This window comes from Bartonella sp. AP40SXNS (genome assembly GCF_042195825.1).
GTDB lineage: Bacteria > Pseudomonadota > Alphaproteobacteria > Rhizobiales > Rhizobiaceae > Bartonella.
Genome location: NZ_JBHIPB010000016.1, coordinates 1 through 18,876, shown reverse-complemented (window position 1 = coordinate 18,876; position 18,876 = coordinate 1). Strand labels below are relative to the sequence as shown.

Genomic DNA, 18,876 nt, shown 5'->3' with positions numbered 1-18,876 from the left:
AACTTTTTAGCTCGTGAAGTTTGTAAAATAAAATGCTGTCTATAAAAAAATAATATTTTTATAAAGTAAAATAATAACACTTTTAATAATTATTATTTGCATATATAAGCATAAAATATAATTATATTTAATTAAATACTATTTAATACCTAAATAAAAAGTGTGACTTTCCTGATGAAACATAAATATACATTACCATTCATTATACTTATCGTATGTTTATCAACAGGAGGGCTGATTTCTACCGATATTTTTTTACCGGCACTGGGCGATATGCGTCAATATTATCAAGTGACACAATCTCAAATTCAAAGTGCAGTGGCGGTTTTTTTGTTGGCATTGGCACTTGGGCAGCTCATTTATGGGCCGCTGAGTGATAATTTTGGGCGTAAAAAAACACTTCTATTGGGCTTATTCTTGTGGTTATTTACGACACTTGGTGTGATTTATACGGTTCATATTCACGCTTTTCTTGTGTTACGTTTTTTGCAAGGTCTTGGTGCTTGTGCGGGACTTGTCTTAAGTCGTGCAATTATCAATGATTTGTTGGATAAAAAAGCGGCTGGAAAACTTTATTTGATTGTTTTCCCTTTTATTGGAATGTCTCCAGCACTTGCACCTTTCATTGGTGGACTTTTGATACAAGCTTTTCATTGGCAGGCAACTTTTATCTTTTTAAGCTTTTTTATATTTTTGACCATTTTGCTATGTTGTTTTGTGCTAAGCGAAACTCTACCCCCTCAAAAACGGCAGCATTTTTCTCCTGTAGGATTGATGAAGGCATATTTAGGCGTTTTCAGAAATAAACAATTTATTTTTTATGCACTTATTCCGTGTTTTTCTTACGCTGCCTATTTTGCTTATATTGTGGAGTCGCCTTTTTTACTCACGACTTTGGGGTTATCGCCGATACACATTAGTTATAGCTATATTGGTGTTTCGTTTCCCTATATTCTGGGAAATCTTTTGGCTCGATGGTTTTTTGAACGCGAGTCTATGGAAAAAACTGTGGGGAGAGGGTACATTATTTTCGTGATAGGTGGTGTGCTGTTTGCTTTGCAAATGTATCTAAGCCCATGGCCCCTTGTGACAAGTTTTATGGCTATTGCTGTTCTTACTTTTGGCAATGGTTTTTTATTGCCGTTAGGAACAGCGTTGGCTATTTCATCGCATCCGAAAGCTGCGGGAGCGGCTTCTGGTGTTATGGGATCTTTGCAATTAGGAAGTGCGGCACTCAGTGCAGCGGTTATCGGAAAAATCTCTGGTCATAGCCCACGGGCTATGGCAACTTTGTTAGCAGGGTGTTGCCTCATTGGTTTTATCATTTATATTCAAAAAGCGCGTCATTTTATGACTTCAGAAATAAGCTGAGTAAATGATAAAAAGAAAGCATTATGCGGAAATGCTTTTGATGTTTTACACAAATGGAGCACCTGTACATTAGATCAATTTTTTTTATTAAGTTGCTGGATTGAGTGGGTTTAAAATTTGTTACAAGCTTAGTTTGAGTTTAACAAATCGATTATTATGGGGGGGAGAATATGAGCCTAGAGTTTCAACATATTTTCATTATATTGGGTGGGAAGAGTTCTGGCTCTAATGCATGTTTAAAAATAAGGGGAGGAATTGATCAATGAGCCTTCCTATTATTATTCTTTCTCCTGTAATGCCAATTTGGGATGGTGGTATTTTTTGTTCTCCATTGACAAAGCTATGTTCAACAAAAGGATTCCCTGTCACTCTGCTGGATACGCTTTCTCTTTTTCCTAAGAGTTCTCATGTTCTCAATTATTCTGCTGTAGACATTTTATCTTTTATGGCAGAAAAACTTAAAAGCTATTTTAAAGAGCCCGCAGTTCTTGTGGGATTTTCTATGGCTGGAACATTGGTACAAATATTGGCAGTACAGCTTCCCAATGTTCAAGCTGTGCTTGCTGTGAATGCGCCTGGCTATCCAGATAAGGTTTTGCAACGGCGCCTTGGAGATATTCTTGCCTCCTTAGAAAATAATGATTTATCGGGGGCTTTGGAAATACTCAATGGTTTTATGCATCCTTCTGGCATTATGAAAAAAAGAGCCTTATTGGAGATTCCTGATGAAAAAAAAAGCGTGGCAATTGAACGCATGACAAGAGGGTTTAAACTCTTATTAGAAATAGATGCTAGAGATGAAATAGTTAAGTATAAGGGGAAATTTTTAGCTTTAGTGGGAGAAAAGTCGCAACTTGCAACGGTAGATAATCAGACGAAAAGTCATAATCTGAACCATGAATATAAGATTGTTTCTGGTGCTGGTACGCGTTTATGGGAGGATAATCCTACTATGATGGATGCAGTTATTGATGAGTGGCTGGAGGGACTATGAAAAAGAAAGTACTTGTATTACCTGGTGATGGGATAGGATCAGAGGTTTGTGATGCTGCGCTGATGGTCTTAGAGCAATTCCAATTGCCGATTGAATTGACTTATGGTGATATTGGTTTTGAATGTTGGAAACAGGAAGGAGATCCTATTCCTCAAGCGACTTGGCAAAAAATTACTCAGAGTGATGCTATTTTACTTGGTGCTGTAACCAGTAAAGGAAAAGAAGCGGCTTTAAAAGAACTTGCTCCGCATTTAAAAGAGAAAAACCTTGGCTATGTTTCTCCCGCACTTCAACTTCGCCAAAAGTTAGGTTTGTTTGCGAATATATGTCCTGTAAGATACATCTTTGGTCCCCAACGTCCTTTTCATTTTTGTGTTATCAGAGAAAATAGTGAAGGCCTTTATGCTGGATTGGATTTTCGGGGTATTCCTCCTGAAACAGCCGTTTGGCTAAAACATCCAAATTTGACAAAATATGGGCTTGAGGAGGCCGCGTGGACAGTTCGTTTGCAGACACGCTTTGGTTTAGAACGGTTATTTGAATATGCTTTTTCGTATGCACGCAGACATGGGTTTGGGCGAGTTACTTTTGCTGATAAGCCCAATGTTATGCGAGAAAGTGGTCAGTTTGCTCAGGAAATTTTTGAGAAAATTGCGCAAAACTATCCGGAAATTGAAGCAGATATTCAGAATGTTGATGCGGTTGCTTTGTGGATTGCAACCAAGCCAGAGCAGTTTGGTGTGATTGTTGCTGAAAATATGTTTGGCAATATTCTCTCTACTCTTGGCTCTGGTATAATGGGAGGAGGGGAGCTTGCATCTCATGTGAATGTGGGGAACGAGATTGCTTGTTTTGAACCTGTTCATGGAAGCGCACTACGTATTGCTGGACAAAATAAAGCCAATCCTTCTGCGATGCTTTATACCACGGCTTTACTCTTAGAGCACTTAGGCTTTAAAGATGCAGCAAAACAACTGTCTGAGAGTGTTGATCAGGTTATTCGTGCTGGAAAAACCGTTACCTATGATCTTGGAGGTGTAGCCTCTACCCGTCAAATGGCTGAAGCTGTTCGCAATTCTCTTGTGAATCCTATCTTTGTTTGTCGTGCGGCGATCATTACCGTTGGTGATGAACTCCTTTCAGGACAATATTTGAATACGAATTTACAAGATTTAAGCCAAAGCTTGAACAAGAGAAATATTCCAGTTACACGTCATTTTGTTTGTGCTGATCAATTACAGCAAATCAGTGAGACTGTTGTTTCTTGTCTTGGACAAGAAGATCTTATCATTATCAGTGGGGGATTGGGACCAACATCAGATGATAAAACACGCGATGGAGTTGCTCAAGCTGTAAAGCAGCCTTTGGTACATCATGAAGATGTTTGGCAAACAATAAAAGGTCAATTACAACGATTAGGGATTACGGCGGATAAGAGTAATGCACGTCAAGCATTGTTTCCTGAGACAGCAACTGTGCTTGATAATCCTACAGGCACAGCACCAGGGTTTTATCTCTCTTGCGATGGAAGTACACTTGTTGTTTTGCCTGGTCCACCATCACAGGCTCTTGCGCTTTTAGAGAATTATTTAGAACACAATGAGAAGAAATATTCTTCTGTATCGCGTGCAGAGTATGCATGGACTTTGATTGGAATTGATGAAAGTACTATTGCGCAGTGGGTTGATGATCATCTTGAAAATGAACCCTTTGAACGGCATTTTTTATGGAAAAGCCCCTATGTTTTGGTGCAACTGGTTTCTCAATCAGAAGCGCTCTTGGAACAACATTTCGTGGAAGAATTTGAAAATCATTTTCACCCCTATTTGGTTGGGGCAGAAGTTACTACTGCTTGTAAACAATTAGCGATGCATGCAGAGGTGTGTTGGTCTGCCAATGATCCGCTGCTTTTAAAATATTTTCAGCCCATAGAAAAAGGTAAACAAGATATTCCACTGCTTGAGGTTGAAGTGAGCCTAGAGCCTTCTTTGGAGACATTAGAAAATCAAGCAGAAAGCCTTGGACATGCCACCATAACTATACGGATGAAAGGTTATGGTGATGATCGTATAACTTTTCCCTATACGCGACCACTTTTAGGTGTCGTCTTACAAGAATATGCCGCTTGGTTGGTTTTAAAAAGATATTTGAAAATGGAGAAGAAAAAATGAAACTCTATGGGGATGTAAAATATTGCCTAAATTATTGAACATTCTATTATAAGAAGTACTTTGATCTTTTTCTTCAGTGGTTTTTGTCTATAGGGTAATTTTTCTTTTGATGTGTCATTAAATGACTTTGATTGATTCAAAATTAAGAAAAACTTAACGATATTAGGCTCGCTACATTTAATATTTATAATGATTAATTATTATTATAAATCAATATGTTACATTTTATAGAGCCTATGACAAGGAATCCAGTTGTGTGCCTTAAGCGTTGTAAATAATTGAGATTCTTTGTAAATCAAACAGAGATGTTGTGAAAAAACAAGAAGTTATGTTATTTACAGGAAAGCTTTGCAAATTTTATTGAACAATATGTCCGTGAAGAGTTTATTGCGAACATGTGCCGTTCTGTTATCTGATAATAAATTGCTGTAAAGAGCTCATAAAATTTTTCCTTTAAGTTTTTGTGTGATTGCATGATCGTTGGGGGGGCACTTCCGAGGGGCGATATTTTTCAATTTGATAACAGGACGAACTATTTTTCTGTAAGACGTGAAGATTTAAGGAGTGATCATTTTACGCTTTTGTTTTCTTTTTGATTGGTCATTTGTGAATTTTTTTGGGGAAAATATTTAATGTGGTTAAAAACATTTTATGCGTGTGTGGGAGAGAAATAAAAATGTGTCTTAATTGTTGATAAGAGTGTCAATGTTTTTGATGAACAAATTTTAGTCGTAATTCTTAGTATCTAGATAGGAAGTTCAGCGGATTTTAACAGTTAGTATCCTATCTGTTGTGATGTGCAGTGGTCTTTTTAAGCAAAAAAGAAAGGGCTTTTATGTATCAGATTGATTACAATAGTTATCGTTCTGTCAAGAGTTTTAATCGTCGCGTTCGTTTTCTCGTCATGCATTATACAGCTCTTGATTTTAAAGCCTCGATTATGGCACTTACAGGAGAAAAGGTTAGTGCACACTATCTTGTTCCTGATCCTTCAGAGCAGACATATCGTGAGGCAGGCTTTAAGGATATGCGTATTTTTAATCTGGTTGATGAAAATGAGCGTGCATGGCACGCGGGTGTGAGTTCATGGGCTGGGCATAGTCATCTCAATGATGCATCTATCGGGATTGAAATCGTTAATTTAGCGACTTATCATGATGGGACGGGTATGTTTCCTCCTTATAATCCAATACAAATTGATGCTGTTAAGGAACTTGCCTTGAATATTCTTCAACGGTATCCCGATATTATGCCAACAGATGTGGTGGGACATAGTGATATTGCCATTGGAAGAAAAAGTGATCCAGGAGCAGCTTTTCCATGGAAAGAGCTTTATAGGGCAGGTATAGGAGCATGGTATGATGATGAACTAAAAAGTCATTATCAAGAGCAATTCTCTAAGAATTTGCCACCCAAAGAAGATGTTTTGGCGAAGCTAAAATGTTATGGATATGACATTTCTGCTGCGTGTACCCAAACAGGATACAAAGATTTGATCCGAGCATTTCAACTTCATTTTCGTCAAGAAAATTATGATGGGATTCTAGATGTTGAAACAGCAGCAATTCTTTATGCATTGGTTGATAAGTATTTTCCGTGAATTCAATGCGTTTTAATTGAAAATATGGCTTATGATTACGTGTAAGCCTTTTTATTATCAGGAAAGGCTGCTTTTTGCCAATTGGCTTTATGTAAAAAGGGCATTAATCGTGTAAAAAATCCCCTGTACGGTATAAGGCGTTTTATGGAAACATAACTCTGAAAGCTCTATGATTTGCAGAGATTAAATTTTATTGTTTCTTTGTCTTATATTTCGCTTCCTTTAAAAACGCATAAAGCCAAGATGTTGCGTATATGATGACATGTGCCCTACGCAGGATAAAACGCTTCAAATAAAATGGACTTGTATTGTATATTTCCATGCTTGTTTTAAAGAAATGTTTTTTAGTGTGTATCACAACATATATTTTACAGCGACGTTCATAGAGAATATAATCTAAAATCCTCTATGAAGTGTATCCTCATTTTTATGCTTAATAAAAGTGCCTAGCATTATCGTACACTTTGTTAGATCTCAATGTTATGACAACCCTTGGAACTGAAAACGATACATAAAAGGGTTTTCTTTACTCGTTTTTATTCACACGGCTCTCTCCGCTTGTCGTGTACAAGTGAAAGGTTTTGGTTGATTGAAACATGCAAAATTATAAATTATAAATTATGATTATAAATCAAAGTGATGCAGATTCAAGAAAAATAGGGGCATTTACAGATTGCTACTGATAGGGGGCTATTCTTTAGAAGGGGAAGAGGTCAATTCATTTTTTTGAAGATATATCTCTTTTCTCTTTTATTGCTTTAGGGGATGTTTGCATCGTTTTGACAGCATGTTTCTTAATGATTAAGTTTTTTAATGAAGCAGTGTTATAAAACGTTGTGTTTTAGAGTGTTGATAGAAGACATATTCAGGCATATCAAAAACACAATGATGTCTTGTTTTTTCAATATTTTATCTGTTCAGTGTAGAATTTATTTGAGAAGATCATGACCTAAATTAACAAAGGTTAGAAGTAAATTACCAAGAAAGACCAATTTAGTCATAAAGCAAAGGGGTTATTCATGCTTTAAAGGGCAAGGAAGAGATTGTGTTTGAAGTGATGTGTAAACGCCCGTGTGAGGTGTTCTTATCAAGCATATCAGGTTAATTTTCTAAGAGTAGTTTTATGAAACTAAGGCGGTTTTTTTTCGAGAGACAAGACAATACGTATCAGGAAAAGATCATGATATTTGATTTCAAAAATAAAAACTGGCAACATGGTTTGCCAGTTTTTAAAAGCTGTAGCTTAAATAGAATTAGAATGAACGCTGTAAACGGATCATACCTTGAAAAGCACTTTTTTTATTGAATAAATGTTTTTCATCATTATTTTTATCCGTCACAACGCGATCATCGTTCCAAGAAACATAGGTTAATTCAGGTGTAATCACAAACCCTGGAACCAGCGTGTATGCAATATTTACAGAAGTTGCAAAGGTTTTTACAGCACTATAAGAAACTTGAGCATTCAAATTTGCTTTTGGAGTAAGCTTGTAAGTGGCACCCGCCCAAGCAGCCCATTTACCACCCCAGTTTGCATAAATTGTTGTGCTTTTTCGTGATAACTCATCATTTTCATTTACTGTGTAGTAATCAAGGCCATTTTTATAGCCAGCCATTACCCATAGATTGAAACGATCGTTGACATTGAAATCTGCACGTACTTTTCCAGCCCACTTTTTGTAGTAAGCATCATATGCTGCAACTGCTGAAAAACCACCCCATTTTTGCATGAACTTTATACCCAAAACCACATTCGGGGTGTAATTTTTAATTGCTTTACTTGGAAGAGTACCCTCAGTGATAGAAACAAGCTTATCATCTTTATCAATGTAGTATCCTGTTATTCCTGGAAGAGAATCTGCATTATTGCCTAATTCAGCGCCGATAATAGCAGAAAAGCCGGAGTCACCACTAAAGGTGTAGGAAATAAAATTGGTGCGTGTTGTGCCGGCAGGCGCTATGCTGTCATCGTTGAGAACATTTCCATAATCACCAGTCCAGCTGTTGAAAATTGTGTCATCAAGACCTACGCGAAAACCACCCAGTTCAATGTAAGCCGCTGCAAGCTTTGCAGCAGCGTTGTCTCTACCATCCCCCCAGTTTGAATAAATTCTTGCATATGAACGAAGTGTTCCCATTTCTGTTTCCGAAGCTGCTTGAAAAACAAGGGTGAGCCGTGATGCAGCGCCATAGGTTTTTCTTTTGTCTCTTAGTTCAGTTTCGGTTGTTGCATCGATATTATCACCGCCTATAAAATCAGTACGAACATTTCCTGATAAACGCATGCAGGTTTCTGTTCCAGGGATATAAAAATATCCTTTTCCGTAGGCATCACAAACGCGAATATATTCTACAGGTTCGGGTTCGGGGATAACTGTTGAAGCAGCATGAGCTCCAGAAACAGCTAAAAAAGCTGTTGTAGAGCTTAAAAAAAGGGATTTAATATTCATATAGGATCTCCGAGGTCCGGTTAAATTTCTTCTAAAGAGTACCATTTTCCTAACGCATTAAGGACAAAGACATAAGTAAATACGCAGCACTTGTTATCTTAGCTATAACTAATCTTTTTAGAGTTTCAAATATGAAATTACCTTTTTGTAATATATACATGTACTATTCGAGATGCTGTGGTAAAAAAGACACAATTTTTGTTTTATTAACTTTTGCTCCTTATGGGATCAATAGGAGAAAAATTTTCAGATATTTGGGAAAAAAATCGAAAAAGTCTTGAACTTTCTGTTGATACCATTTATGCCTCTCTGTCGGAGAGGTGGCCGAGTGGTCGAAGGCGCTCCCCTGCTAAGGGAGTAGGGCTCAAAAGGCTCTCGAGAGTTCGAATCTCTTCCTCTCCGCCATCTATTGTTATAAAAGCAGTCGATTGTGTGTAGGAATTCTGTTTATCCCGTTGGGATTATGCTTCTCATATAAAAAGCATGTTCTAAACACAAATACACTTGTGTTGCCAATTTATGCACTTGTTTTAAAGAGATATCTTTGCAATGTGTATAAGCCCATTTTGCGACGCCAACTCGTATGGTATAAAACGCAAAAGTTTCTGTGAGGCGTATAAAGCCTTATAAAGCCACACTATTTGTATACTTATGAAGATGCAAAGAGGCATATTATATATCTGCCTTCCTGTTGTTATAGATTTTGACTATGAGAGTTCATAAAAGGCATTTTTCTTTTCTAAATCGTTTTTATTTATACGGCTTTCTTTGCTTATGATGTGCAAGCAAATGATTTTGATTGTTTCAACCATAAAGCAGATTTGAAAAGAAAGAATCTTACAATATTCGCGTTTGGCATATTATCATTATAAATCAACGTGTTACTTTATATTTGCATTGTATATTGAAAGTTGAATGTGTCAATGCTTTTAGAAAAAAACATTGTGGGTGGTAATTTAAAAATTTTCCTCTCATCATAGAGACTTTTGAGAGTGTTTCATCCATCTCATGACAACCAAACCACACATGAAAAAAGTAATGGTCGGTAATATTAGGTAGTAAGATGGAGAAACTTTTGCCGGAAGAAAAGAAATAATACTCAATACTGTAATTGAAAATATTCTTCCGCTAAAAGAGACAGCACCAACAACACCGGAAATATGCTGCGTTTGTTTTTGGTTAAGTTCTGAAAAAAATAAGCTTTTTGCACCGATCGGTACAGTGCAAATAAATCCATGGATTAAAGAGAAGGTGATGACTGATGCAGCAGTTTGATGGCTATGAACTGAAAAATAGAGCGCTATGCACATCAGAGCAGAAAAGAAGGAAAAGTGTTTTATAGAATTCTTATATTTTTTATCAAGAACATGATACTTAGACATCAGTAAATTTGAAAAATATTGTGCTGAAAAGGCTCCAATATGGCAGCACATCAAGATGAGCATTTGCGAACCGTTGAGGTGATGAATTTTTCCCCCTAAAAGTATTATTGGTTGCCAGAAATGATAAATAATCTGAATACCAGCGCTAAAAAGGCACATGAGGAAAATAAACCATGCTCCTCCTACTGTATTTTGAAATATCCAGAGCGTTTCCTTGGCATTGTGCAAGATTGTTTTTGTTTTGGACGTTTCAATTGTTGTTTTCTTTTCTTCAGGAACAATAAGGAATATCAAAAAAATAAATCCCATCATGAGGCATGAGATGATATATCCCATAAAATATCGTCCAGAGTAGTAGATCGTTCCAATGCCTACAATCCCACTGAGAATACTTCCGAAAGAGTTAACTTGGTGGTAGAGATGAGCATAATGCGAAAAGTGATCCTGTTTATCGCCTAGAGAATGGTAAATCCATCCGTCAATGGCGCTGACAATGATACAAATGCCCGCTGCATAGAGAATTTGCGCAATAATAAGTGCCGTCATATTGGGAGCTTGAAGGCATAGAAGATAAAATACTCCTGTCATAAAGACCCCAGCCATAACGGAATATTTACGCCGATATCTGTCAGATAAAACAGCGCAGGGAAAATCAAGTAGCAGAATGGTGGTGGAAAAGACAACCTGAAGCAGAGCTAATTGCGCCAGACTAACTCCCATGGACATTAAAAAAATCGCATGGTAAACGCCGATCAGCATGCGGATAGCGTTATAGGATCCATAGGTGAGAGCAAGGGTGCGAGGTCTGTTCATTGTGTTGTTTCATAGATTGTACAATAAGAATTTTCACTAAAAAGAATATTTTTCTGTGAAAAGATAGCGGTTTCATATCCCCATTCAGGGATCAGTGGAAAGAAGGCTTCCATAACCACCCCAAAATTTAAAAGGCCTCTTAGTCTATATGGGACTTTAAAGCGTATTAATGAGAGAAAATGATGCAATTTTGAAGTGATTATGAGAAGCAACATAAGCCTCATAAATGAGATTGTTATCTTTTGAGGGGAATTGCTTGTGGGGCTGTTTCTTCCATAGTAATCATTTTGTCTAGATCTGTAAAATGACCCTAGGACGGCAAGATCATTGACATAATTAGAACTTATAGAGGTGTGTTTATTTTTTATACACCATTCACTGATCCATTCTCTTTGCTGATCAGCTGAAATAGCACAAATGATCCATAAATCGGTTTTTGGTAATTTTTTGATATCTTTTTTTATAGTCATCAACATTTGTAATCCCCCCCTTTCTTTCTGACTGTTTCTCCGTATCAATTTACGTCTAAAAATTTTTTTCAGAATTCATCTTTACTTTATTTATTAAAAAGATTGTCTCGCAAGGTGCTTTTTGATCACGTCATTACAATTAAGAATTAAATTTCTGATATAAGAGGAAGGGGGCATGATACATTGTGACTAAATACATAAATCCCTCCATATCCTGAAATGATGATTTCCTTTTGCAAAACAGTATCCTGAATGGAAGCTCGATAACCATTACTTTGATCATGGAAATGACAACTTAAAAGAGTTCTTATGAGTGCTTGAAGATATTCTTTAGATATTACAGAAAGAACAAGAAAATAGTTTAAAAAAATCAAACTTGGAATGAAAGCTTTCATCTTATGATGGATAATGGTGAATTTTAAACTTCATCTACTGTTTTTTTGATCTACTGTGCTGTAAGAAAGATTAAACTCTCCCAATTCATGTCTCTAATTTAGGTCATTGATCATAAACATTATATACTGTCTTTTCAAATTATAACTTTGCTCACTGCTTGTCTTCACTGATTAAATCAACATTTCTCTAAAAATGCCACTTGAGAAAAATGCATCCTATCAGTTTAATACTCGATGATCTTTTAATTAATTTAAAGAAGATAACATAAAATATACGATAAAAAATGAATAAATTTCAATTTTTATAAAAAACACAAACTTTTTTACTGCTGCTGATAAAAAACAAAGCTATATTAAAAGTAGTCTTTACACCCTTCAATACCATTGATTTTTGGTTGTTTCCGGATGAAGGTTCCTTTGTTTTGGAAAGAGCGGAGCAGAGTTTAAGAGAAAAATGGGCGCGTGCGCAAAAGCTTGTCCTTGATCTCTCTTTAAGTGGGATACTAAGCCGCTTGATGGTTGAGGGCGTTCATCATGTGAACATAACGCAACCTTGTGAGGATATTTTTGTCGCACCTGATGAAGCTGTCGCTTTGGGGGATATTGTCTTGTTTGAACGGGGGCGTGCTGATTGATTTCCTCGTTGTTATTGCTGCTTAATTTCAGCCATTATTTTTCTGAAAAAGAAGCTTTGTAGGGAGAAGATCATACATGGAGTAGGGCGTAAAACGATGAAATGCATATAACTGATCCAGTAATGTTGACAATAATCGTTAAATATGTTGCTCTGGCTACCTAAACAAATGGCTAGATTGGCTTTTATTCTCTGAGATAAGTGTTACTCTCGATGAGATAGAATGCGGATGAGCGAATTATTAGTTAAGGGATTAGAGTAATGGGGGGAAAAAATAATCGTCAAGATTTGAGTTATTTCAAAGTCGCTGTATTCGGTATGATTATTATGATTTTGGGGATGGGGATCGGGCGATTTTTCTATACGCCGGTATTTCCAGTTATGTTGGATGAAGGATTGTTTACCTTTAAGCAACTTTCTTATATAGCTAGCGCTAATTATGGCGGTTATTTAATTGGGAGTATGTTTTTTTCGTTTTGCAGAGTTGGGAATATATCCCGTGCTCCCTACATGCTATTTGGTGCAGCTATAGTGACGAGTGCACTTATTTTTGCCATGGCGTTGACACCAAACTTTTACTTGGTCTTCTTTATCCGCTTTGCTGCCGGTATCGCGAGTGCGGCAATGATGATTTTTGGTTCTATGACGGTTATGCAGCATAGTCACAAGGTGTGGGTTATTGCTTCGCTCTATGCGGGTGTGGGAGTTGGTATTCTACTGGGTAATGAGTATGTTATTATTGGTTTGAGTAAATCACTGAACGCGCAAAGTATTTGGTTTGGAGCTGGTTTAATATCTGTTATATTGTTGCTCGTGTTATTTATTTTATTTCCACGTCGTGTTGATGCATCTCAATTTGCTATTAACGAGTCATTGGCACACGAAAATATCGTTTGGTGGGAACTCGCTCTGATTTATGGGCTCGCTGGGTTCGGTTATATTATTGTCGCGACATATCTTCCTCTGATGGCGAAAACATTTAATTTCCCACTACTCGCTAACCACTTATGGTCGTTTGTCGGAATAGCCATTGTTCCTAGTTGTTTCATTTGGTTATGGGGAGCCCATCGGTGGGGGGTATTACGTTGTTTGATGCTCAATTTGCTTATCCAAGGAGGATGCGTATTACTGACATTATTCAGCCAGTCTCTTGTACTGATCGTTCTCAGTTGTATAGGGTTTGGATTTACTTTTATGGGGACGACCTCTCTAGTTATGCCGTTAGCTAAGCGTTTGTATGCGCCGTATGGCATAAATCTGCTAGGCTTGGCTACCTTAACTTACGGTTTTGGCCAAATATTAGGACCTCTCTTGACGAGTTTTTTACAGTTTGGTTCACATGCCATTGCGCTTTCCGTTATCTGTGGTGCTGTAGCGCTTTTTGCTGCTGCTGGAATCTGTCAATATTGTCTTTGTAAAAAGGTCGTTGGCGTTTCATAAATCCGCAATCTTCACTAAAAAGTCGAGAGAATTTATTCCATTCTTTTTGAAACATTTTGTGAAAGTCAAATTATTTTAATAGGAGAGATTACAGAATGCTTCACTCTACAGTCGCTATTTTGGGCGTTGGTCCTCGTGGGATCAGTATTCTCGAACGCTTGCTCACACTTTATTCCCATTATCCATTTTCTGGGAACATTGATATTTTATTGATTGATCCCAATGAGATGGGAACCGGTACCCATAGTGTGCATCAGCCAGATCATTTATTGGTTAACACTGTCGCTTGCCAGATTACTTTATTTGGTGATGATACAGTTAAGGGTGTCGGGCCTATTCGGAAGGGACCGAATTTCTATCAATGGGCTATTCAACAAGGTTATCGTAATATTAACGGTGTTTTTTCTCGTACAGAGCATGATGTTGGGAGAGAAATCAAAGAAAATGATTATTTATCACGTCGTTTGTTAGGGGAATACCTGTCTTGGGCTTACCAAGAACTCACGCAAGATTTACCTTCCGGTATTCGTATTAAGGAGATCCGACAAAAGGTTATTAATCTCCATATCCACCAAGATAATAAAACGGATGTTCTTTTGGAAGATGGCTGTCGTTATAGTGTAGATTTTGTTTATATGACCACGGGTCACGGTAAGAATATATATTCATCGCATGATGAAAGCCTGCAACAGTTTGTCGCTGCTCACCAAATGAAAAATGCGCTTTTGAACTATTATTCGAATCCTTATCCAATTGAAAAGTTGGACTCTATACAATCTCAGTCTCGTGTGCTGCTGCAGGGAATTGGATTAACTAGCTATGATGTCTTGTCGCAATTGACTTACGGTCGCGGTGGGACTTTTACTGAAAATGCTGGACAATTGCACTACATGCCAAGCGGCACAGAACCGAAGATAGCTTTATTCTCCCGTCAAACATTGCCTTTTAGTAGTCGCGGGATTAATCAAAAGGGTGGTAGTGGGCAATACATACCATCATTCCTTACTCTCGATGCAATACATCATCTGCGTAAGCAATCCAGCATTGCTAACGGTTCTCCGAAGCTGGATTTCGAAACGCAGCTTTTACCTCTGTTGCTTAAAGAAATGTGTTATGTCTATCGAAGTATGCAGCTGGGGCACTGGCTAGACCCTGAAACCTATGTTGTTACTTCCAAAGACGAGCAGTGTATTCAAGCGTTGCTGTATCCTCATCGAAATAAAATATTTGCCTCTTTGAAGGATTATACAAGATTCTTCATGGAGCATTTAAGGGAAGATCTTCATTCTTCCGCTGAAGGTAATGTTGATGGCCCAGTGAAAGCTGCTACAGATGTGCTACGAGATGTCCGTGATATCTTACGTTCAGCAATTGATTTTTGCGGGTTAACGTCTTCATCTCACAAGTACTTTATTGAATATTTTAATCCAAACTTCAACCGTATTTCTGTCGGTCCACCAATGCAGCGAAACCAAGAGTTGAAGGCTCTGATGGAGGCTGGTATCGTGACTTTGGCTGGTGGACCTTCACCTAAACTTGTTCTCAATGCTAGTACCAGCCGTTTCGAAATTCAGTCTGTTTTCCAAGATGAAAACAGTTCAGTTGATGGAGATGTGCTGATCAAGGCCAAGATTGATAGTTTTTCTCCGTTGCGTGATGAGTCTCCTTTTATCAAAAATTTGGCTGCTCAGGGTATTATCCGGCCATTTATCAACCAAGGATATCATCCTGGTGGTATTGATATTGACTGTCAGCAGCATCCTATAGACACTAAAGGGCAAATACAAAATACATTATGGGTGGTCGGTAATCCAGTAGAGGGGCCAAATTTTTATACATATATTTTGCCTAGACCTTTAGTTAATTCGCGTGCACTGCGGGATGCAGGGCACTGTGTCATTGACATGTACGAGCAGCTTCTTAAGCGCTACTCAGTCAAAGATTCAGTAATTAATGTACATTGATGATGTAAAAAGCTTCCTGATACGCATGTCCTCCGTATCCGCTATAATGGCGATACTGATGCTATTCATTTTTCTTATATCTATCTCAATGAGAACTTGGTTTCTTATTCCATTGGCTGGAGTGACTGTTTTTGGTTATTTGCTTTTGACGATACCATACTGGTGGTTGAAGGGGAATGCACGCAGTGGTGTGGCCATCCTGTTGGCTTGTACTTTAGTGCTGATATGGCGTTGGTACTTGCCTGATGTTGGTACTGTGCTTGTGCGTTTTACTGATGTCTTTTGGCTATTACTCGCCATGGGATTGTTGCGCCATGTGATGAATATATGGCGTATTTCAGAATTTCTCTCTGAACGGTTGATGCGCTATGGAAAGGGTTCGCTTACCCTGTCCATCGCGATACTGACTGCGTTTCTAGCTTGGCCGATGAGTTTGGGGGTTATCCCCCTAATGATTGATGCCTTGAAGCAAAGTGTTTTTCCCTCTCGCCATTTGGCCGCTATTGTGATGCGAATGATGAGCATCACAATGGTACTGATGCCGACCAGCATCGGTGCAGCAACAGTTTTCTCTGCTATGCCTAGAACACCAATATTCACATCCGCTGCTTTGGGGATACCACTTTTTCTATTCAGTCTGTTGTTGTTGTGCATTTCTCCTGTTGTACCGCTAGCTAACCCGATTATTTGCGATGAGAGGAGAGCGAATAAAGAAGGAGAGAGAGTAAGAATTTGGATTTTTTTGATATTTTTCTGGCTAACATTTATCGTTGCATTGACAGTTATCAAGTTGAATGCACTAGAAAGCATTGCATTGACGGCGAGCATTCTATACCTCATTGAGCGTGTGAGTTCACTCAGTGTTGATTTTTTGACTCCTTTGGTGGCAGTGATACGCAGTATATCCAGTGAAATTATGTTGTTGCTAGGTTGTAGTCTGCTAATATCTACTTGTGATTTGCTTATTCCTTTGTTGCCGGTGACGTTTAGTCATTCATTGGCATCACTCTCTGTTTGGCAGCGTTATGCCTGTATTCTCTTTGTATTGCCAATTTTCAGTGTAGTAGGAATTCACCCTATGGTGCTATTTAGTTTGGCATTTCCCTTACTAGGGTCATCGATGGCTTATGGGGTTACGGATTATTTGGTTTGGATTTGCTTCTTTATTGCAGCTCAACTCCTTTCTCCTGTATCAATAAATGCTATTTTTGCTTCCAGTAGCCTACATATTTCACCGGTAGATACGAGCTTTAAAATGCATAGCTATTATGTATTAATGTTTAATCTTTTTGCGTTCATTTATTTGAGTTTTTTTATTCAATATTTGTAAATTATGGAGATCTTATGCCTTACATAAATATTAAAATTACTAATGAAGGGGTTACCTCTGAACAGAAACGGCAACTAATAGAAGGGGCAACTCAATTATTAGTTAATATTCTGAATAAAAATCCGAAAACGACTGTTGTCGTAATTGATGAAGTGGAGACAGACAATTGGGGTATCGGTGGAGTTCCCATTACAGAATTAAGAAAAGCTCAAAATAAAGAATAACTCTGTGTATTTGAAAAGAGTTTAAGGTCAATAGGGTTAATTAATGTAAAAAATCACGACCCTTAGCAACATTTGATCAAACCGCCCTTGGAGCGGTTGTTACAGCTCCTGATGCTGACAACCAAGTTTTTCCCCTCAACGAGCCTGTGTTAGTTTTTACACATGAGGGTGAGAAAATCCAAAAGCTTGGGCGAAGGGGGACAGCTCTTGATGTGATTAACGCCGTGTGCGCGCAAGGGATTGAGGCACAAATTATCCTTGTGCGGGTGGAAGAAAAGTCAACCATAGCTGAGACACAAACCGAAATGGTGGGATCCAATACTCACTTGACCGGTGTGCATGCCTTAGCGCATGCTAGAGGGCATTTGGGGGTAGAGCCTGGAATTCTCTTAGCACCGGCTTATAGTGCAGGGCGGATTGACAATGGCAAAAACCCTGTGGCAGACGCTTTGGAACAGGTTGCAGAAAAGTTGCAAGCCATTGCCGTGTTTGATACGGGGGGTAAAAATGCGGAAGAAAGCCTTGCCTATCGTGCAGATTTTTCCTCACGCTTTTGTTATTTGATTGATCCCTTTGTACGGGTGGCAAATTCTGATGGAGGTGTTAGTGTTAAACCCGCAAGTCCTTTTGCAGCAGCCATGTTTATCAAACGTGATAAGCAAAGGGGCGGTGTTTTTTGGTCTCCTTCCAACCAAGATGTGCATGGCATTTTAGGGACAGCACGCCCCATTAGCTACTTTGATGGGGAAATTGATCATGAGGCAAATCGCCTTAACCAAGCCGATATTGCAACCTTTATTCCAGCACGACTTAGTCAAAATGCGCATGGGCAAATGGCTGCCAATGGGCGCATTTTATGGGGAAATCATACCACCTCCAGTGATCCACTTTGGCGCTTTGTCAATGTGGTGCGCACCCGTGCAGCTTTGGAAAAAACCATCATTAACAATTTGCGCCCTTGGGCGAATGATGAAAACCTGACCGGTCAACATGTTATTGCCATTACCCGCTCTTTGACCAGCTTTCTTGATGATATGATTGCGCGTGGTGCGCTTTTGGGTGGTCGGGTTTGGTTTGACCGCGATTTAAATTCCAACAGCAATTTACAACTGGGGAAATTGCGGGTGGAATTTGATGCAGAAGAAGTGCCGCCTCTAGAAGATTTAAGCTTTGGCAGCCGGCGCAATGGAGCTTACTTTAATCGGCTTGCTGAAGATATCCAAAATAAAATGATTTATGCCTTTGGCGATACGCTAGAGGGTTATCGCAAAGCAGCAAGGAGCGACATATGACTTTAAGAATTGTTCGCGGTTTTACCCTGATTGTTGATGATGATGTGAATCTTCATCTTGATCTTGAAACCCTCAAATTACCTACGTTGGAAGAAATCACTGAAACCTATCAACCAGGGGGCTCTGATATGCAAATTGATGTGAGCGGTCTTGGTGTCAAAGCTTTGAGCATGCAAATGAAAATCCGCAGCCATACCCCTGAGGTCATCGGTATTTTTGGTGGTCCTCCTGGTCTTCGTCATAAATTCACAGGCAAAAAACATGTGATCTCTGAAGAAGATGGGCGTGAGCATGAACATTCCATTGATGTGACAGGGCGGTTGGTCAAAGTCGATAGCGAAGGCTT

13 protein-coding genes, 1 tRNA gene and 1 pseudogene are annotated in these 18,876 nt (G+C 38.5%); 12 read left to right on the top strand and 3 right to left on the bottom strand.

Features of this window, described 5'->3' with window-relative positions; all coding sequences use genetic code 11:
- The first annotated feature begins 174 nt into the window (after positions 1–174).
- The 4 genes from ACFILZ_RS08495 (at position 175) to ACFILZ_RS08480 (ending at position 6,136) form a co-directional block, all read left to right on the top strand.
- Entirely contained in the window at positions 175–1,371 is a 1,197-nt protein-coding gene (locus ACFILZ_RS08495; protein WP_375610874.1) for a multidrug effflux MFS transporter, read from the top strand.
- A 262-nt stretch (positions 1,372–1,633) separates the two neighbouring features.
- Positions 1,634–2,365, top strand: a complete 732-nt coding sequence (locus ACFILZ_RS08490; protein WP_375610875.1) for an alpha/beta fold hydrolase — start codon at positions 1,634–1,636, stop codon at positions 2,363–2,365.
- Positions 2,362–4,536: an isocitrate/isopropylmalate family dehydrogenase gene (locus tag ACFILZ_RS08485; protein WP_375610876.1), complete on the top strand. Its 2,175-nt coding sequence runs from the start codon at positions 2,362–2,364 to the stop codon at positions 4,534–4,536. The genes ACFILZ_RS08490 and ACFILZ_RS08485 overlap by 4 nt, the downstream gene beginning before the upstream one ends.
- Positions 4,537–5,371: 835 nt before the next feature.
- Positions 5,372–6,136: an N-acetylmuramoyl-L-alanine amidase gene (locus ACFILZ_RS08480; RefSeq protein WP_375610877.1), complete on the top strand. Its 765-nt coding sequence runs from the start codon at positions 5,372–5,374 to the stop codon at positions 6,134–6,136.
- Between the two features lie 1,253 nt (positions 6,137–7,389).
- On the opposite strand, the gene ACFILZ_RS08475 is transcribed toward ACFILZ_RS08480, so the two are convergent.
- A complete protein-coding gene (locus ACFILZ_RS08475; RefSeq protein WP_375610878.1) occupies positions 7,390–8,586 on the bottom strand; it encodes a porin in 1,197 nt (398 codons plus the stop codon).
- A 314-nt stretch (positions 8,587–8,900) separates the two neighbouring features.
- On the opposite strand from ACFILZ_RS08475, the gene ACFILZ_RS08470 reads away from it, so the two are divergent.
- A tRNA-Ser gene (locus tag ACFILZ_RS08470) sits at positions 8,901–8,991 on the top strand.
- A gap of 569 nt (positions 8,992–9,560) precedes the next feature.
- On the opposite strand, the gene ACFILZ_RS08465 is transcribed toward ACFILZ_RS08470, so the two are convergent.
- Together ACFILZ_RS08465 and ACFILZ_RS08460 are read right to left on the bottom strand one after the other, a co-directional pair.
- Positions 9,561–10,781, bottom strand: a complete 1,221-nt coding sequence (locus ACFILZ_RS08465) for an MFS transporter (protein WP_375610879.1) — start codon at positions 10,779–10,781, stop codon at positions 9,561–9,563.
- Positions 10,778–11,251, bottom strand: a complete 474-nt coding sequence (locus ACFILZ_RS08460) for a hypothetical protein (RefSeq protein WP_375607414.1) — start codon at positions 11,249–11,251, stop codon at positions 10,778–10,780. The genes ACFILZ_RS08465 and ACFILZ_RS08460 overlap by 4 nt, the downstream gene beginning before the upstream one ends.
- A 781-nt stretch (positions 11,252–12,032) precedes the next feature.
- Here ACFILZ_RS08460 and ACFILZ_RS08455 point away from each other — a divergent pair.
- From ACFILZ_RS08455 to ACFILZ_RS08425, 7 genes and pseudogenes are all read left to right on the top strand, one after another.
- Positions 12,033–12,281: pseudogene (locus tag ACFILZ_RS08455) on the top strand (baseplate assembly protein); the annotation flags it as partial.
- A 260-nt stretch (positions 12,282–12,541) separates the two neighbouring features.
- Positions 12,542–13,720 (top strand): YbfB/YjiJ family MFS transporter, encoded by a 1,179-nt coding sequence (locus ACFILZ_RS08450; RefSeq protein ID WP_375682364.1) that lies wholly within the window; start codon positions 12,542–12,544, stop codon positions 13,718–13,720.
- A 95-nt stretch (positions 13,721–13,815) separates the two neighbouring features.
- Entirely contained in the window at positions 13,816–15,684 is a 1,869-nt protein-coding gene (locus tag ACFILZ_RS08445; RefSeq protein WP_375610880.1) for an FAD/NAD(P)-binding protein, read from the top strand.
- An 88-nt stretch (positions 15,685–15,772) separates the two neighbouring features.
- Positions 15,773–17,014, top strand: a complete 1,242-nt coding sequence (locus ACFILZ_RS08440; RefSeq protein WP_375682363.1) for a hypothetical protein — start codon at positions 15,773–15,775, stop codon at positions 17,012–17,014.
- 14 nt (positions 17,015–17,028) lie between these two features.
- Positions 17,029–17,238: a 2-hydroxymuconate tautomerase family protein gene (locus ACFILZ_RS08435; RefSeq protein WP_375607418.1), complete on the top strand. Its 210-nt coding sequence runs from the start codon at positions 17,029–17,031 to the stop codon at positions 17,236–17,238.
- Positions 17,239–17,384: 146 nt separating this feature from the next.
- Positions 17,385–18,530, top strand: coding sequence for a phage tail sheath family protein (locus ACFILZ_RS08430; RefSeq protein ID WP_375610882.1), 1,146 nt, complete (start codon positions 17,385–17,387; stop codon positions 18,528–18,530).
- A partial coding sequence (locus ACFILZ_RS08425; protein ID WP_375610883.1) for a phage major tail tube protein occupies positions 18,527–18,876 on the top strand: 350 nt, incomplete at its 3' end. The genes ACFILZ_RS08430 and ACFILZ_RS08425, both read left to right, overlap by 4 nt.

Bases quoted from the DNA above. Each gene is read 5' to 3' on its own strand.
- ACFILZ_RS08495 (WP_375610874.1), top strand. From the start codon at position 175: ATGAAACATAAATATACATTACCATTCATTATACTTATCGTATGTTTA.
- ACFILZ_RS08490 (WP_375610875.1), top strand. From the start codon at position 1,634: ATGAGCCTTCCTATTATTATTCTTTCTCCTGTAATGCCAATTTGGGAT.
- ACFILZ_RS08485 (WP_375610876.1), top strand. From the start codon at position 2,362: ATGAAAAAGAAAGTACTTGTATTACCTGGTGATGGGATAGGATCAGAG.
- ACFILZ_RS08480 (WP_375610877.1), top strand. From the start codon at position 5,372: ATGTATCAGATTGATTACAATAGTTATCGTTCTGTCAAGAGTTTTAAT.
- ACFILZ_RS08475 (WP_375610878.1), bottom strand. From the start codon at position 8,586: ATGAATATTAAATCCCTTTTTTTAAGCTCTACAACAGCTTTTTTAGCT.
- ACFILZ_RS08465 (WP_375610879.1), bottom strand. From the start codon at position 10,781: ATGAACAGACCTCGCACCCTTGCTCTCACCTATGGATCCTATAACGCT.
- ACFILZ_RS08460 (WP_375607414.1), bottom strand. From the start codon at position 11,251: ATGACTATAAAAAAAGATATCAAAAAATTACCAAAAACCGATTTATGG.
- ACFILZ_RS08450 (WP_375682364.1), top strand. From the start codon at position 12,542: ATGGGGGGAAAAAATAATCGTCAAGATTTGAGTTATTTCAAAGTCGCT.
- ACFILZ_RS08445 (WP_375610880.1), top strand. From the start codon at position 13,816: ATGCTTCACTCTACAGTCGCTATTTTGGGCGTTGGTCCTCGTGGGATC.
- ACFILZ_RS08440 (WP_375682363.1), top strand. From the start codon at position 15,773: ATGAGAACTTGGTTTCTTATTCCATTGGCTGGAGTGACTGTTTTTGGT.
- ACFILZ_RS08435 (WP_375607418.1), top strand. From the start codon at position 17,029: ATGCCTTACATAAATATTAAAATTACTAATGAAGGGGTTACCTCTGAA.